17 protein-coding genes and 1 riboswitch are annotated in these 13,375 nt (G+C 66.0%); of the genes, 13 read left to right on the forward strand and 4 right to left on the reverse strand.

From position 1 onward, the window contains the following. Positions 1-19 precede the first annotated feature (19 nt). The 6 genes from ARTSIC4J27_RS09055 (at position 20) to ARTSIC4J27_RS09080 (ending at position 5,080) form a co-directional block, all read left to right on the forward strand. Positions 20-238 carry a hypothetical protein gene (locus ARTSIC4J27_RS09055; RefSeq protein ID WP_235436612.1) on the forward strand — a complete coding sequence of 73 codons (219 nt, stop codon included), beginning with the start codon at positions 20-22 and terminating at the stop codon, positions 236-238. A gap of 88 nt (positions 239-326) precedes the next feature. Then, complete coding sequence (locus ARTSIC4J27_RS09060) at positions 327-758, forward strand: hypothetical protein (protein WP_050054872.1); 432 nt, start codon at positions 327-329, stop codon at positions 756-758. Between the two features lie 144 nt (positions 759-902). After that, positions 903-1,085 (forward strand): hypothetical protein, encoded by a 183-nt coding sequence (locus ARTSIC4J27_RS09065; protein ID WP_050054873.1) that lies wholly within the window; start codon positions 903-905, stop codon positions 1,083-1,085. Between the two features lie 67 nt (positions 1,086-1,152). Continuing rightward, complete coding sequence (locus ARTSIC4J27_RS09070; RefSeq protein WP_050054874.1) at positions 1,153-2,103, forward strand: ribonuclease Z; 951 nt, start codon at positions 1,153-1,155, stop codon at positions 2,101-2,103. Positions 2,104-2,165: 62 nt separating this feature from the next. Further along, complete coding sequence (locus tag ARTSIC4J27_RS09075) at positions 2,166-3,608, forward strand: APC family permease (protein ID WP_050054875.1); 1,443 nt, start codon at positions 2,166-2,168, stop codon at positions 3,606-3,608. After that, the gene (locus tag ARTSIC4J27_RS09080; protein WP_050054876.1) at positions 3,605-5,080 is read left to right on the forward strand and encodes a protein adenylyltransferase SelO; all 1,476 of its coding nucleotides are present in this window, start codon (positions 3,605-3,607) and stop codon (positions 5,078-5,080) included. The genes ARTSIC4J27_RS09075 and ARTSIC4J27_RS09080 overlap by 4 nt, the downstream gene beginning before the upstream one ends. 72 nt (positions 5,081-5,152) lie before the next feature. On the opposite strand, the gene ARTSIC4J27_RS09085 is transcribed toward ARTSIC4J27_RS09080, so the two are convergent. After that, positions 5,153-5,971, reverse strand: coding sequence for a C40 family peptidase (locus ARTSIC4J27_RS09085; RefSeq protein WP_050054877.1), 819 nt, complete (start codon positions 5,969-5,971; stop codon positions 5,153-5,155). A 3-nt stretch (positions 5,972-5,974) separates the two neighbouring features. Next, positions 5,975-6,147, reverse strand: a riboswitch (cyclic di-AMP (ydaO/yuaA leader). A 446-nt stretch (positions 6,148-6,593) separates the two neighbouring features. Between ARTSIC4J27_RS09085 and ARTSIC4J27_RS23400 the strand changes: the two genes are divergently transcribed. The 5 genes from ARTSIC4J27_RS23400 to ARTSIC4J27_RS09110 all read left to right on the forward strand — a co-directional run bounded on the left by ARTSIC4J27_RS23400 (position 6,594) and on the right by ARTSIC4J27_RS09110 (position 10,132). After that, positions 6,594-6,818 (forward strand): hypothetical protein, encoded by a 225-nt coding sequence (locus ARTSIC4J27_RS23400; protein WP_268794386.1) that lies wholly within the window; start codon positions 6,594-6,596, stop codon positions 6,816-6,818. Positions 6,819-7,400: 582 nt separating this feature from the next. Further along, positions 7,401-8,759, forward strand: a complete 1,359-nt coding sequence (locus ARTSIC4J27_RS09095) for a coiled-coil domain-containing protein (protein ID WP_050054906.1) — start codon at positions 7,401-7,403, stop codon at positions 8,757-8,759. Positions 8,760-8,779: 20 nt separating this feature from the next. Next, entirely contained in the window at positions 8,780-9,139 is a 360-nt protein-coding gene (locus ARTSIC4J27_RS09100; protein WP_050054878.1) for a TraR/DksA family transcriptional regulator, read from the forward strand. Continuing rightward, on the forward strand, positions 9,136-9,705 hold the full coding sequence (locus tag ARTSIC4J27_RS09105; RefSeq protein ID WP_050054879.1) for a DNA alkylation repair protein: 570 nt from the start codon (positions 9,136-9,138) through the stop codon (positions 9,703-9,705). Before ARTSIC4J27_RS09100 ends, ARTSIC4J27_RS09105 begins: the two co-directional genes overlap by 4 nt. After that, positions 9,689-10,132, forward strand: a complete 444-nt coding sequence (locus ARTSIC4J27_RS09110) for a DUF1810 domain-containing protein (protein WP_050054880.1) — start codon at positions 9,689-9,691, stop codon at positions 10,130-10,132. Before ARTSIC4J27_RS09105 ends, ARTSIC4J27_RS09110 begins: the two co-directional genes overlap by 17 nt. A 64-nt stretch (positions 10,133-10,196) precedes the next feature. Here the strand turns inward: ARTSIC4J27_RS09110 and ARTSIC4J27_RS09115 are convergent, their stop codons facing one another. Further along, positions 10,197-11,090: a glucose 1-dehydrogenase gene (locus ARTSIC4J27_RS09115; RefSeq protein ID WP_050054881.1), complete on the reverse strand. Its 894-nt coding sequence runs from the start codon at positions 11,088-11,090 to the stop codon at positions 10,197-10,199. A gap of 159 nt (positions 11,091-11,249) precedes the next feature. Continuing rightward, on the reverse strand, positions 11,250-11,759 hold the full coding sequence (locus tag ARTSIC4J27_RS09120) for a metallophosphoesterase family protein (RefSeq protein ID WP_083435389.1): 510 nt from the start codon (positions 11,757-11,759) through the stop codon (positions 11,250-11,252). 84 nt (positions 11,760-11,843) lie between these two features. Here ARTSIC4J27_RS09120 and ARTSIC4J27_RS09125 point away from each other — a divergent pair, with 84 nt between their 5' ends. Continuing rightward, positions 11,844-12,035 (forward strand): DUF1918 domain-containing protein, encoded by a 192-nt coding sequence (locus ARTSIC4J27_RS09125; protein WP_050054882.1) that lies wholly within the window; start codon positions 11,844-11,846, stop codon positions 12,033-12,035. Between the two features lie 50 nt (positions 12,036-12,085). Continuing rightward, positions 12,086-12,595, forward strand: coding sequence for an NUDIX domain-containing protein (locus tag ARTSIC4J27_RS09130; protein WP_050054883.1), 510 nt, complete (start codon positions 12,086-12,088; stop codon positions 12,593-12,595). Between the two features lie 25 nt (positions 12,596-12,620). On the opposite strand, the gene ARTSIC4J27_RS09135 is transcribed toward ARTSIC4J27_RS09130, so the two are convergent. Beyond that, entirely contained in the window at positions 12,621-13,298 is a 678-nt protein-coding gene (locus ARTSIC4J27_RS09135; protein WP_050054884.1) for an endonuclease/exonuclease/phosphatase family protein, read from the reverse strand. Between the last annotated feature and the right edge of the window lie 77 nt (positions 13,299-13,375).

Raw genomic sequence — 13,375 nt, forward strand, 5'->3', positions numbered from 1 at the left:
ATCTTTCGAGGGATGCCCTGTGACACTGGACGCTTCCATGGTTCTGGCGCTCATCGGCGGGTATATCGCAACCGCCGTTGGAGTCTTTCTGCTTTATTCACCGGTGATTGTCCTGATCATCGGCCTCTTGTTGACTGCGGGCCTGCTCCAGCTGCTCGCCTGGCCCTTCATTGTCCTGGTGCGCAAACTGCGGCGGAAGCCTGAAGGTCCGCAGGACAGTTCCTGGCTCCTCCACTGAACCGGAATATCCGCCGGGTTCACACGGCACCCTATTCGTCAGTATGCTTACTATTGTTGGCAAAGCCGGTCACGAGAAAGGCATCATCATGACGGAACAGAACTTGCCTGACGACGAGCTTGAGGTTGTCGAGGAAAACGACGTGCTCCTGGACGAAACTCCCGGTGCGGCCTCTTCGCTGGAGCTTGACCCGGTCACCAGCGGTGAGCCGGACAGCTACCCCGGTGCGGCCGAAAACAACCCGGACCGCTGGCAGGAGGATCCGCTGCTGCAGGATGAAGTCTCCGGCGAGGAGGAGGATTTCCTGAGCGACCAAACGCTGCGTGACGACATGGCGGCCACCCGCGACGGCGCCGGGAATGAGCAGGTCCCGGCCGTGACCCCCACTATGGGCGAGGCGGTAGCGGACGTCGACTTCGGCGAGGATCCCACCGGCCGGGAAGCGGACGCCAGCGATGACCAGGAAAACTTCGGCGGATCCCCGCTCAGCGAGTTCGAGCCGGACGACCTGGAGCGCTAGGACCGGGAGCATCTGGCAGGAGCGCCAAGGACCCGCACCTCATGAATAGGGGGCCAGACCTCTGGCCCAGACATAAAACCGGGCTAAACTGATAAGCACGCTGATGAATATCGGTTGGCAGGATCAAGACTGAAGGAGTTTCATATGAACTTGGGAAGCATGATCAGGAACGCCGCTGGACGATTCGCCGGCAGGACCGGCACGGGCGGGACGGTCCGGGGCCGGGGGATGAACACCACGGGCCGGACACCGAACACTACCGGCGCCATGGGTGCCAGGTCCGGCAGCATGGCCCACCGCATCATGGGCATGCTTAAGCGGCACTAGCCACCAGCACGAACCAGGAAGCAGGTCCCGGGCTTTCCCGGAACCTGCTTTTTGGTTCTCTAAAGCCATGCGTGAACTCGTTGTCCTGGGCACCGCGTCCCAGGTTCCCACCCGTACCCGCAACCATAACGGCTACCTGTTGCGCTGGGACGGTGAAGGGCTGCTCTTCGATCCCGGCGAGGGAACACAGCGCCAGATGATCCACGCCGGCGTCTCCGCCACGTCCATCACCCGTATCTGCCTCACCCACGTCCACGGTGACCACTGCTACGGGCTGCCCGGCGTGCTGTCCCGGATGGCACTGGACGGCGTGCAACACCCGGTGCATCTCCACTACCCCGCATCAGGCGAGGATGTGGTCAACGCCCTCGTGTCGATCAGTTCGCCCGGCATCGACCTGCGGCTCCACCCGCACGGCGGAGAAGGGACAGTGGCTGACGGGCTGGACATACGGCCCCTTAAGCACCGCATCGAAACGTACGGCTACCGGCTCACGGAGCCGGACGGCCGCTCCCTGCTGCCCGAGCGCCTGGCGGCAGCCCGCATCCACGGTCCCGACGTCGGCCGGCTGCAGCGCGACGGCACCCTGGCCGGCGTCAAGCTGGAAGACGTGAGCGTTCCACGCCGCGGCCAGCGCTTCGCCTTCGTGATGGACACGGCTCCCTGCGAGGGGGCAGAGGAACTGGCGGACGGTGTCGACCTCCTCGTCGCAGAGTCAACCTTCAGCGACGACGACGCCGCGCTCGCCGGCCAGTACCGCCACCTCACGGCGGGGCAGGCCGGGGAACTGGCCGGCCGCGCCGGCGCCCACACCCTGGTTCTGACGCACTTTTCGTCAAGGTACGACGACGTCACGCCGCTGGCTGCGCAGGCGGGCGCACGTGCCGCCCGGGTAAACGTCGTGGCCGCTCACGACCTCCAGCGGGTGGCTTTTCCGGAACGACGGCGGTGGCAGGACCCGGCGCCGCAGGACGGGAACAGCCGGGCGGGCTCATTGCCAAACCCAATTACGGGGTAGAGAGTGAATTATCCGGTAGGCACGGCATGGCCCAGAGGCCCAATGCGTTGTGGAGGTCGAGAATGAGCACAACTTCCGAAGAAGTCTATGACGTCACTCCTGAAGGCCAGGAGCCAGAGCTCAAGCGGGTCCTGGGACCCAAGCTCCTCCTGCTCTTCATCGTCGGCGACATCCTGGGCGCAGGGGTTTACGCCGTGACAGGCACCATGGCCGGAACAGTGGGCGGCATTGTGTGGCTGCCGTTCCTGCTGGCCTTCGTGGTGGCAACGCTGACGGCTTTCTCCTACCTGGAACTCGTCACGCAGTATCCCCAGGCCGCGGGTGCCGCCCTGTATACCCACAAGGCCTTCGGCATCCACTTCATCACTTTCCTGGTGGCCTTCGCCGTGGTCTGTTCAGGCATCACCAGCGCCTCCACCTCCGCCAACGTCCTGGCCCAGAACCTGTTTGGCGGCTTGGACATCAACGGGTGGATGGGCAAGCCCGGGCAGGGCGTCATCACCGCCGTCGCCATGGCCTTTATGCTGCTCCTGGCCCTCATCAACCTGCGCGGCGTGGGGGAGAGCGTGAAGTTCAATGTTGTCCTCACCATGGTGGAGATGCTCGCCCTGTGCATCGTGATCGGCGTCGGCTTTTTTGTGATGTTCCAGGGAACGGGGAACGCCGGCGAGATTTTTGTTTTCAACGACTACCAGGACAAGGGCCTGTTCCTTGCGGTCACCGCGGCCACCTCCATTGCGTTCTTCGCCATGGTGGGTTTCGAGGACTCCGTGAACATGGTGGAAGAAACCCGGCACCCGGAAAAGATCTTCCCCCGGACCATGCTGACCGGCTTGGGTATCGCCGTCCTGTTGTACATGCTCGTTGCCGTCTCAGTGGTCAGCGTGCTCACGCCCACGGAGCTGGAAGGCATCAGGGAGGCCGAAGGTGCCGCCCTGCTGGAAGTGGTGCACAAGGGCTCGCCGGATTTCCCGATCGATAGGATCTTTCCCTTCCTGGCCGTCTTTGCCGTGGCCAACACGGCGCTGATCAACATGCTGATGGCCAGCCGACTCATATACGGCATGGCCCGGCAGCACGTCCTGCCACGCGCTCTCGGCAAGGTGCTGCCCGGCCGGCGCACGCCCTGGGCCGGCATCGTCTTCTCCACGGTCCTGGCGCTCGGACTCATTCTTTACGTCACCAGTGACCCCAAAAGCAACATCGTGGCCAACCTCTCCGGCACCACCGCGTTCCTGCTGCTGTGCGTGTTCACAGTGGTCAACGTGGCCTGCTTGGTGCTGCGGCGCAAGCGGGACCCCAACCGCAAGGTATTCTTCACTTCGCCGGGGCAGTTGCCGCTTGTGGCGGCATTACTGTGCGCCTTCCTGGCCGGCCCCTGGGTGGGCCGGAACGTCATCCAGTACCAGATTGCCGGCGGCCTGATGGCCATCGGCGTGGTCCTTTGGTTCGTCACTTGGCTGATCAACCGGAAAACACACCAGGAGGGAAGGCTTGAAGAATGACAGCTGCTGCTGAATCAACAATCACCTTTGACGGGCGGTTTGCCCGGGAACTCCCGGAGCTGGCTGTTCCCTGGCAGGCAGAGGAAGCACCCGACCCCAAGCTCCTTGTCCTCAATGAGGACCTGGCACGCGAACTCGGGCTGGATCCGGAATACCTCCAGTCGCCGGAGGGCGTCCGGCTCCTTCTGGGGAACCACATACCGGCGGGCGCGACGCCCGTGGCGCAGGCCTATGCCGGCCACCAGTTCGGCGGGTACTCACCCCTGCTTGGCGACGGCCGTGCCCTTCTCCTCGGAGAAGTGGCCGATGTGCACGGGAGGCTGCGGGACCTCCACTTGAAAGGTTCCGGCCGCACGCCCTTCGCCCGCGCCGGCGACGGCCGGGCCGTCGTCGGGCCCATGCTGCGGGAGTACGTGGTGAGTGAGGCGATGTACGCACTGGGCATCCCCACCACCCGTTCATTGGCCGTGACGGCCACCGGCCGTCCGGTCCGCCGCGAGACCATGCTTCCGGGAGCGGTCCTGGCGAGGGTGGCCGGCAGCCACCTGCGGGTGGGGAGTTTCCAGTACGCGCGCGCCACCGAGAATATGGACCTCCTGCGGCGCCTCGCCGATCACGCCATCAGCCGGCACCACCCCTCCGCGGCACGGGCGGACAACCCCTACCTTGCCCTCTTCGAAGCGGTGGTAGCCGCCCAGGCGTCACTGGTGGCCCAATGGATGCTGGTGGGCTTCGTGCACGGCGTGATGAACACAGACAACATGACCATCTCCGGGGAAACGATCGACTACGGGCCCTGCGCCTTTATGGACGCCTTCAACCCGGCGGCGGTCTACAGCTCCATCGACGTTGGCGGGCGCTACGCCTACGCCAACCAGCCGGTGCTGGCGGAATGGAACCTCGCCCGCCTGGCCGAGGCAATGCTGCCGCTGATCAACGAGGACCAGGAACAAGCCGTGGCCCCGGCAGTGGAAGCGCTGGGGGCGTTCCGCCGCCAGTACAGTGACGCCTGGTTCACCGGGATGAAAACGAAACTGGGTTTGAAGCAAAGCGCGGCGGGGAGTCCCGAGGCGGATGAAGCCTCTGAGCTGGTGGACGGTGTGATCGCCATACTCAAGGACGGGCCCGTGGACTACACGCGGTTCTTCCGTAACCTCGGGCAGGCAGCGCGTGGAAACCAGCGGCCCGTCCGGGGCATGGTCCTGGACCTCGCCGCTTACGATGCCTGGGCCAAGCGGTGGCTGGCCCTGCAGCCCGACGCCGGCATGATGGACCAGGCCAACCCGGCGTACATACCGCGCAACCATCTGGTCGAGGAAGCGCTCGCGGCAGCAACTGACGGCGACCTCGGCCCGTTCAACCGGCTCGTGGACGTTGTCCGTGCGCCGTATGAGGAGCGCCCGGGCCTGGAGCGATACGCCGAGGGAGCCCCGGAAGACTTCGGCAGCTACCAGACCTTCTGTGGCACCTAAGGGATCGACCAACAACGAAACAGGGGCGGCAGGCGGGGAATCCCGCCTGCCGCCCCTGTTTGGGTTGCGTGGCTACGCTACGCGGACAAAGGAAGCGCCCGCAAGCCAGCTGATGGAGTGGACCTCGGTCTTGAAACCGTCCACGCCGCCGCTGACAACCTGGCCGTTGCCGGCGTAAACACCAACGTGGCCGGCGGTGATCACCAGGTCACCGGCAGCGGGGGTCCCCACCACGGAGCCGTACTGGAAGAACTGGCCGGGAGCCAGGTCGCCAACGCTCTTACCTACGGAACGCAGGGCCTTCTCCACCATGGCGGTGCAGTCCTGCTGGACGCCCACCTGGCCGTAGGCGGATGCCAGGATGGCAGCGCCGGCGCCCGAACCGGTGGCAGCCGGAGCTGACGCGTAAGCGACATTCACTCCGGTGTTGGCCGGAGCGGCAGCAACGGCTGCCTGGACGGGAGCGGGAGCAGGAGCAGCGGCCGGAGCAGCTGCAACTTGTCCGGCGCCCGGGATCTGGATCTGGTCGCCAGGGTAGATGATGGCGGTGATGGCCAGGCCATTGGCGGACAGGACGTCATTGAGGCTGACGCCGTAGGCGGCCGAGATGCCGCCCAGGGTGTCGCCCGAGACAACGGTGTGGACGTTGGCTGCAGCTGCTGCGGGGGCAGCGGCGGGTGCTGCGGAAGCCTGGGTGTTAGTGGTCCCGGTGGTGTCCGGTCCGGTTACGCCTGCGTGGGCCGGGGCGCCCACACCGAACGCAATGCCGGAAGCCGCTGCTACGGCGAGGGCCGGGCGGCCAAGCGACTTGGCGGATACAGCCAAGCCCTGGAGCGCGATTGAGCGGGCCGGAGTCGCGCGGTGACGGGCGGTAATGGAATTTTTTGACACGTTTGATCGCCTCTCCCATGCCTGCGGGGTGAGCTGTCGGGTTCGGGTTGGAGATACCCGGCCGGCAGCGGCTCCGAAACGGAACGGAGGCGCTATCGACTTAACCCCAAGGCCTCTCATGAGGCCGCGGAAAGGTGGTTCCCCCGTCCCTGCCAGCTGGAAAGCGATTGAATCCCGGATCAGCGGCAGGGCTCGGCATACTGATGGGAATGTCCCGTTTGGGAGGGACACCCGAAGACCATAACCCGCCCTCCGGTCGATTGTCACATTTAGATAACATACGAGCGGCTGCTCTCGTATTTAGCAATTGACTGGATTTCCAAGTCGACCTTTTGTTGACCTCGGCTGATGTCGTTTCCTGTCCGGTGGCGCACGCGCGCGTAACAAAGTCATAAAGTTGCCCGCGTAACACTGCGTCTGCCGCAATTTTCAGCTGCCCTTCACGTCCGTCAGCCTGAACGTTGAGGGGAAGCAGCGTGCCCACCTTGTCCTCCGCCACGGCGTGGGGATCGCACCGCGCGGGCCTGATCCACAAACGCCATTCAGCGGGCGGGCCGCCCTGCTCAATGCTGATGCCCTTAGGCCAGGGATGCCCGGGTACTTCAGCCAGGAGCGTTGTCCCTTGGATGTGATCCAGCACCAGGGACTTAGCCTCCCCCTCCACGCGGGCTTTTGGAGTAACAACCAGGCGGACGACGGCGGTGCGGGAGTCCGGGGCCACCTCAAGGGAGGAGTCCAGGGCGACGTCCGCCACGGCAGCAGCGCCGGCGGCAAGGCAGAGCTCTGCGTTGTTCCGGCCAAGGACGTCGAAGGGATCGCCGGCACCGAGCGTCAGCTCCTGCGCTGATGACGGCCCCGGGCCGGTGAACAGCACGGAAACTGATGCACCCGCCGCCGAAGCTGACACGTCAGCGCATTCCGGTGCGGGGAGCTGGACCGGGAGGCTCTTGGGTTGTCCGGGAGGCAGCTGAACTGCTCTGGCGGCAGGCCGCCACAGCAGTTCGCCGCGGAACAGCGGCGTGGACAGCCGGGCTTCCTCGACCGCCAAGGGGCCGACGGTGGTATTCGTGAGCTGCAGCAGGATGGCCTGCTTGCCGTACTGTTCCCGCGACTGGTTAACTTCCACGGAGATCGGCGGGCCCCCGTTGGTGGGCGGTTGCTCCGGTCCCGTGCAGGAGCTGATGCCGGCTATTGCCGCGGCAAGCGCCGTCGCGGCGGGTATCTGCTGCAGCCGGGCCCGAAAATGCTGCCGGCCCTTGACGCTGCCGGGTGGAACGTCCCCGTACATGCCAACAGTCTAGGGTCCGCCTCCTTGCGTCCGCCGGGCGTGCCACGCCGGCGGATTCCCAGGCTCAAAGGACTCCCGCAATGTAACGATGTGGAAACTTCAGCCGTCCGGCCCGGCTTGCCGCCGGTATGCTTCGGGACTATGCCCCTGTTCGTTACAAACGCCAGGCCTGCCGCGCTCGCAGGGCTGTTGGCGATTGCCCTGGCCGGAACGGTGTGGCTTGGCCCGGCCGCCGGGGCGGAGCAGGACCCGGCTGGTGACTATCCATCCTGGGAGGATGTCCAGCAGGCAAAGCTGTCCGAAGCCGGCAAGGCAACGGAGATCAGCAGGATCAACGACTTGCTGGGTGGCCTGCAGGCCCAGTCCGAGTCCCTGGGGGCAGCGGCCGTCCGGTCGGCGGCCGAGTATGCCGTCACGGACTCAGCGCTTCAAGCGGCCAGCGCAAAGCTGGAGGCCCTCACGGCCCAGGTCTCGCAGGCAAACGTTGAACTGTCCCGGCACCGGAAGGAACTCGGTGCCCTCGCCGCCCAGTCCTACAAAACCGGCGGCACCGCCATGGGATTCTTCGTTGCCCTGGATGCCATCCAGACCCACAGTGTCCAGGGACTGAACGTCGTGCAGATCGTTGGAGACAAAACGGCAGGACTGGTGGCCAGGGCTGAATCGGCAGGAAGGATCGCATCCTCGTTGGCTGCCCGGGAAAGCGCCGCCAAAGCCGAACGGGAGCGGTTGTCCCGTGAGGCCAAGGCGAAACTGGACGCCGCCCGGTCCGCGCAGGACGCGATGGCACGCCAGGTAGCGGAGAGCCGGCAGCGCAGCGAGGAGCTGACAGCACAACTGGCCTCGCTCAAGGGCACCACGGCGGCAGTTGAGGGCGCATACCGGCAGGGTCAGGCGGCGCAGGCCGCCTACGAGGCAGCGCAGGCCGCGAAGCGCGCCGCAGCTGCTGAGCAAGCACGCCGGCAGGCGGAAGACGCAGCCAGGGCGGCCGCAGCAGACGCCCGCCCGCAGGCTCCGGCCGCCCCTGCACCGGGGAATCCGGCCCCGGCGAATCCAGCCCCTGCAAATCCAGCGCCGGGGAATCCGGCCCCGGTAAACCCCGCGCCGGCAATCCCGGCCCCCGCCCCTGCCCAGCCTGTGGCACCCAGTCCGCCGCCCGTCGTCGTGCCTTCCGTTCCCGGCGGCGCCGTGAATGACCCGGCAGGGGCGAAGAGCTACGCCTCGGGCCGGCTGGGCGCCTACGGCTGGGGCCAGGACCAGTTCCTGTGCCTCGCACAGCTCTGGACCAAGGAATCGAACTGGCTGACTACGGCCACCAACCCCTACTCCGGTGCCTACGGCATAGCCCAGGCGCTGCCGCCCGGGAAATACTCCAGCGCCGGCAGTGACTGGCTCACCAGCTACCGGACCCAGATCGAATGGGGGCTGGGCTACATCAGCGGCCGGTACGGCTCCCCGTGCGGGGCCTGGAACCACTCGGTGTCCAACAACTGGTACTGACCGGGCGCTAGGCTTTTCCCATGCCTGATTTCGAACGGTTCCGGATCCTGCTCGAGGAGGAGCGGGCGCGGAAGCTGGCCTTGCTTCCGGCCCTCCGCGCGGACATCACCGCTGCGAACTCCGCCCGCCAGGATTCCAACGTGGACGACGAACATGATCCGGAAGGCTCCACCATCGCCTTCGAACTGTCCCAGGCCTCGGCACTCCTGAAGCAAAGCAGCGACGGGCTGGACCAGGTTGACGCCGCCCTGGCCAGGATCGCCGACGGCACCTACGGGTCCTGTGCCGTCTGCGGCGAATCCATCGCCGAAGGAAGGCTGGAGGCGCGTCCCTGGACGCCGTTCTGCATCAGGCACGCGTCGGCAGGCCGCACCCGATGAGCACTGCCGCGGACGTAGTGGCAGCAGCTGCCGGGTTTGTTGACCGCACCCTGCAAAACGAGGGGGCCTGGTACCGGGCGGACGACGTCGAGGGCAGGCTGGGCGGTGAGCTCACCTCCTACGGGTCCTCAGTGGGCGCCGTCCGGGGCACCGTCCGCGATACGCTGCGGAAGTATAGGGACCTTGATCACGACGCCGTGGTGCAGCTGGCGTCCGCGCTCTGGGGACAGCCGCGGCCCGGTGCGCGCGCCGTTTATGAGCGCCGGCTCGCCGCCATCGTGCTGCTGCAAACCAAGGCGGCGCTGCTGCGGCATTCGGACCTGACCCGGATGGAGGGCTTCCTGAGGTCCGCCGGAACCCGGGAACTGGTTGACCCGCTGCTGGCGGACGTGCTGGCCCCTTTCCTGGCCCGGCTCCATGGCCGCGACCGCCAGCGGGCCGCCGTCGTCCTTGCCCGGTGGCGGGCAGACCCGGATACGCAACTACGCTATGCAGCCGCCTTCCTCGAACAGCCCCCAACATCCGAAGCCCCACCACAAGGAGACATCCGTGAACGATCGCTATGACCTGGAACGCTTTGTTGCCGCACAGAACAGCGGCGGTATTTATGACCAGGCGGTGGCTGAGCTGCAGGTGGGCAACAAGTCCGGCCACTGGATGTGGTTCGTTTTTCCCCAGCTGGCAGGGCTGGGGCACAGCGACACCTCCCGCCGGTATGCGATCAGCTCCCTCGAGGAAGCCCGGGAGTACCTGGACCACCCGGTGTTGGGCCCGCGGCTGCTCGAATGCGCCCAGGTGCTCAGCAACCATAAAGACCGCACCGCTGAGGACATTCTTGGCAGCGTGGACGCCCGGAAGCTGTGCTCGTCCATGACGCTGTTCCTGCGCGCAGCTCCCGGGGAAACCGTGTTCAAAACCGTTCTCGCGCAGTTCTTCGACGGCCAGCCGGACCCCGCCACCGACGACCTCCTCGCTGGCCGCGACGACGATTAATGCCGACGGCGGTGCCGCGCATCCTGCGCAAGGCACCGCCGTCGGGGGTACTTTTCTTGTGCCGTTAGGGCGAGGGGCTTCCGCCGTTAACGTTCAGGGTTTCGCCCAGCACAAAACTGGACTCCGGCGAGGCCAGGAACACATACGCGGGGGCGAGTTCGGCCGGCTGGCCTGCCCGGCCCAGCGGCGTGGACTGGCCGAACTCCGGCAGGTCCTCCTTTGGCTGGCCGCTGCTGACCTGCAGCGGCGTCCAGATAGGCCCGGGCGCTACCGCGTTCACACGGATGCCCTTGGGTGCCAGCTGCTGCGCCAGGCCCTTCGTGAAGTTGTTGATGCTCGCCTTGGTGGTGGCGTAGTCCAGCAGCGTGGGGGACGGGTTGTACGCCTGGATGGAGGTGGTGTTGATAATGGTGGACCCGGCCGGCATATGCGGAACGGCGGCCTTGGTCACCCGGAACATCGCATAGACGTTCGTCTTCTGGGTGTGGTCGAACTGTTCGTCCGTGATCTGGCTGATGTCCTCCTGCGCCACCTGCTTGCCCGCGTTGTTCACCAGGATGTCCACGCCGCCCAGCACGGCCACGGCTGCATCCACCAGCTCCTGGCAGGCGGCGGGGTCCTTCAGGTCACCGGGCACCTTGACGGCCTTGCGACCCGCGGCTTCGATGATGCCGGCAATGCGGGCTGCGTCCTCTTCTTCCTCCGGCAGGTAGGAAAGCACAACGTCGGCCCCCTCGCGGGCAAAAGCGATGGCCGTGGCCGCACCGATCCCGGAATCGGCTCCCGTCACGATCGCCTTCCGGCCCTCCAGCCGCCCGGTACCGCGGTAGGTGTCCTCGCCAAGATCCGCCTTCGGCGCCAGTTCCGCATCCAGGCCGGGTTCGGGCTGGTGCTGCTCCGGCGGGGAGATCTTTTCGTAGGCGGTGACGGGGTTGCGGAAGGTGTACTGGTCGGTCATGGTGGTCCTCCTGGTGCTTAGGGGTGGAACACTAAAAGATAAGTATGCTTACCGTTCCAGCCTAGGCAATGAGGCGGGCCGCTGCCAACCCGGAATTTCTTCCGAATCTGCCTTCGGTCCGGACGCGGTCCGGCTTTCCTTGCGCCCGGTCTTCGGCTGTTAGTTGTCCTTGCGTACTTCCACCAGCCGTACGTCTTTCAAGGTGCCCGCGTCCACCACGGCCGTCATGTACGTGCAGGCTGGCTGGCGGCGCCGGTCGGTAGGGGAGCCGGGGTTGAGCAGCCGCAGCCCGCCTTCCGAAGTGGTGTCCCAGGGGATATGACTGTGCCCGAAAACCAGCACGTCGGCATCGGGGAAGAGAGCCTCGCACCGTGCTTCCCGGCCCTTGGCCTGCCCCGTCTCGTGCACCATGGCAAACCGCACACCCTCCAGCGTGACTGCTGCCGACTCCGGCAGCCGGGACCGCAGGGCGGGGCCATCGTTGTTTCCGTAGACCCCCACCAGCGAGCGGCTTCGCCGTTCAAGCTCACCGAGCAGCTGCGCGCTCACCCAGTCGCCGGCGTGGAACACCACGTCGGCGGTTTCGACGGCGGCCCACACCTGCGCCGGAAGTGCTTTGGCGCGCTTCGGCAGGTGGGTATCGGCAAGCAGGAGGAGGTTCAGCGGCATAGGGAAATCCTGCCACGCGCGCTTTGCTCCGGCTCTTTCCGCTCCCCCTCCGGAGTCGTAGTCTGGGGGCTGGAGGTGATTGCCATGGAGGCAGCACAGGGCGACAGGATCATCGTGCACGGCAGGACTGTAGGTTCCACGGACCGGCACGGGGTGATTCTCGAAGTCCGCGGCCAGGGCGGAACGCCGCCCTACCTGGTCCGCTTTGATGACGGACACGAAACGATCATGTACCCCGGCGGTGATTTCGCCGTCGAACGCGGCAACGGACACTAGCTCCGGCGGGGCGGGTGCGCCCGCCCCCGGGCACCTGTCAGACTGGAGCGATGGATTACTCTTTGGCTTCCGCCGCGTCCTCCACCCCGCCTGTCCGCACCGGTCCCCGCGATCCCGGTGACGCCTGGGTTGAGGGAGACCGCGGCCGGTTCTGGGGCAGGTTTGGTGCCGCCGGTGTCCTCGCTTACGACCCCGCGAAGGGCGTGCTCCTGCAGCACCGCGCCGTCTGGAGCCATAACGGCGGGACCTGGGGTCTGCCTGGCGGGGCGCTGCATGAGGGCGAGGATGCGGTGGCGGGCGCGTTGCGCGAAGCCTGGGAAGAGGCCGCCGTTCCGGCCGGAAACGTCGACGTGCTTTTCACTTCCGTGCTGGACCTGGACTACTGGTCCTACACCACGGTGGTGGTACTGGTGACGGAACCGTTCGAGCCCGTCATCAGCGACCCCGAGAGCATAGAACTTTTGTGGATACCGCTGGCAGAGGTGGACGGCAAGGACCTGCATCCCGGTTTCGCGGCCGCCTGGCCGCAACTGCGGGAACGGATCGGTACTCCGGCCTAGGCTTCGCCTTCCCGGGCCCTCCGGCTCAGTAGTCCCTGCCGTATTCCGCGTGCACCAGGATGGGCAGGTGGTCCGAGTTGCCGCGGGGGAGCGTTTCAACGCTCTCGATGTCCAGTCCCAGCGACGTGGCGAAGTCGAAGTGGCCCTTGAAAACCTTGTAGCGGGTGTAGGTCCGCCGGTTGCTGAGGGAGAGGGCGTAGCCGGAATTCTTCATGTGGAGGTGAAGGTTCTTGGTGAAGAACGGGTAGTTGAAATCGCCCACCATCAGCGTCATCAGTCCCTGGCCCATGCTGAGCAGCTCGGCGTGCGCCGCGTGGATCTGTTTCCGCCGCAGCGAATTCGATGCTGTGAGGGGTGCGGCATGGAAAGAGCCGATCACCAGCTCATGCTGGGTCTCGTTGTCCACCACCCTGGTACCGATGAGCCGCTCGTGTGCCGGAGCGAGGACCCTGTCATGCATCGACTTCTTGAGCGCGAAGGACTGGGTGTCCAGCGCGGTAAAACGGCTGGTGCGGTAGTAGATGGCCAGCCCAAGCCGGTTGCCCTTGGTGGCGTCAGCAAGGTGGAGCGGGCCCAGCGTCTCGGGGAGGTCGCTGGCATCCACCTCCTGCAGGCAGAGCGCATCGATGTCATGGTTCCGTGCCAGGGCAAGGAGCTCGCCGCTCGCTTTGTGCTTGCGGAGGTTGTAGCTGATGACTCGCATGGAACACCTCTTCCGAGGGTTGCTGACAGGACCGATCAAGAGTCTAGTCCGCGTACAGCCGTCAGGCGCCACCATTT

It is taken from the genome of Pseudarthrobacter siccitolerans (assembly GCF_001046895.1).
GTDB classification, from domain to species: Bacteria; Actinomycetota; Actinomycetes; order Actinomycetales; family Micrococcaceae; genus Arthrobacter; species Arthrobacter siccitolerans.

What these genes read in the sequence shown, in the direction of transcription:
- ARTSIC4J27_RS09060 (WP_050054872.1), top strand. Translation starts at nt 327, where the DNA reads ATGACGGAACAGAACTTGCCTGACGACGAGCTTGAGGTTGTCGAGGAA.
- ARTSIC4J27_RS09065 (WP_050054873.1), top strand. Translation starts at nt 903, where the DNA reads ATGAACTTGGGAAGCATGATCAGGAACGCCGCTGGACGATTCGCCGGC.
- ARTSIC4J27_RS09070 (WP_050054874.1), top strand. Translation starts at nt 1,153, where the DNA reads ATGCGTGAACTCGTTGTCCTGGGCACCGCGTCCCAGGTTCCCACCCGT.
- ARTSIC4J27_RS09075 (WP_050054875.1), top strand. Translation starts at nt 2,166, where the DNA reads ATGAGCACAACTTCCGAAGAAGTCTATGACGTCACTCCTGAAGGCCAG.
- ARTSIC4J27_RS09080 (WP_050054876.1), top strand. Translation starts at nt 3,605, where the DNA reads ATGACAGCTGCTGCTGAATCAACAATCACCTTTGACGGGCGGTTTGCC.
- ARTSIC4J27_RS09095 (WP_050054906.1), top strand. Translation starts at nt 7,401, where the DNA reads ATGCCCCTGTTCGTTACAAACGCCAGGCCTGCCGCGCTCGCAGGGCTG.
- ARTSIC4J27_RS09100 (WP_050054878.1), top strand. Translation starts at nt 8,780, where the DNA reads ATGCCTGATTTCGAACGGTTCCGGATCCTGCTCGAGGAGGAGCGGGCG.
- ARTSIC4J27_RS09105 (WP_050054879.1), top strand. Translation starts at nt 9,136, where the DNA reads ATGAGCACTGCCGCGGACGTAGTGGCAGCAGCTGCCGGGTTTGTTGAC.
- ARTSIC4J27_RS09115 (WP_050054881.1), bottom strand. Translation starts at nt 11,090, where the DNA reads ATGACCGACCAGTACACCTTCCGCAACCCCGTCACCGCCTACGAAAAG.
- ARTSIC4J27_RS09120 (WP_083435389.1), bottom strand. Translation starts at nt 11,759, where the DNA reads ATGCCGCTGAACCTCCTCCTGCTTGCCGATACCCACCTGCCGAAGCGC.
- ARTSIC4J27_RS09125 (WP_050054882.1), top strand. Translation starts at nt 11,844, where the DNA reads ATGGAGGCAGCACAGGGCGACAGGATCATCGTGCACGGCAGGACTGTA.
- ARTSIC4J27_RS09130 (WP_050054883.1), top strand. Translation starts at nt 12,086, where the DNA reads ATGGATTACTCTTTGGCTTCCGCCGCGTCCTCCACCCCGCCTGTCCGC.
- ARTSIC4J27_RS09135 (WP_050054884.1), bottom strand. Translation starts at nt 13,298, where the DNA reads ATGCGAGTCATCAGCTACAACCTCCGCAAGCACAAAGCGAGCGGCGAG.